General features: G+C 54.4%; 1 protein-coding gene. It reads left to right on the forward strand.

The genetic code is table 11. The features are described from left to right. Positions 1 to 857: IS5 family transposase (locus HX884_RS26650; protein WP_178329051.1), on the forward strand; the 857-nt coding region annotated here is incomplete at its 5' end. Between the last annotated feature and the right edge of the window lie 37 nt (positions 858 to 894).

The raw sequence follows: 894 nt of genomic DNA on the forward strand, positions 1-894 counted from the left end.
CCCTCACTTTCTGGCTGGATGATGAGGCGATTCAGGCCTGGTATGAGTCGGCAACGCCTTCATCACGAGGAAGGCCCCAGCGCTATTCTGATCTCGCCATCACCACCGTTCTGGTGATTAAACGCGTATTCCGGCTGACCCTGCGGGCTGCGCAGGGTTTTATTGATTCCATTTTTGCCCTGATGAACGTTCCGTTGCGCTGCCCGGATTACACCAGTGTCAGTAAGCGGGCAAAGTCGGTTAATGTCAGTTTCAAAACGTCCACCCGGGGTGAAATCGCACACCTGGTGATTGATTCCACCGGGCTGAAGGTCTTTGGTGAAGGCGAATGGAAAGTCAGAAAGCACGGCAAAGAGCGCCGTCGTATCTGGCGAAAGTTGCATCTTGCTGTTGACAGCAACACACATGAAGTTGTCTGTGCAGACCTGTCGCTGAATAACGTGACGGACTCAGAAGCCTTCCCGGGTCTTATCCGGCAGACTCACAGAAAAATCAGGGCAGCATCGGCAGACGGCGCTTACGATACCCGGCTCTGTCACGATGAACTGCGCCGCAAAAAAATCAGCGCGCTTATTCCTCCCCGAAAAGGTGCGGGTTACTGGCCCGGTGAGTACGCAGACCGCAACCGTGCAGTGGCTAATCAGCGGCTGAGCGGAAGCAATGCACGGTGGAAATGGACAACGGAATATAACCGTCGCTCGATAGCGGAAACGGCAATGTACAGAATGAAGCAGTTGTTGGGAGGTTCACTGACGCTGCGTGACTACGATGGTCAGGTTGCGGAGGCTATGGCCCTGGTGCGAGCGCTGAACAAAATGACGAAAGCAGGTATGCCTGAAAGCGTGCGTATTGCCTGAAAATCCAGCCAGCTACAGGGTCGTTCGCACGAAATCT

Origin of the sequence: Enterobacter sp. SECR19-1250 (genome assembly GCF_013391025.1) — a bacterium.
Lineage (GTDB): Bacteria > Pseudomonadota > Gammaproteobacteria > Enterobacterales > Enterobacteriaceae > Enterobacter > Enterobacter cloacae.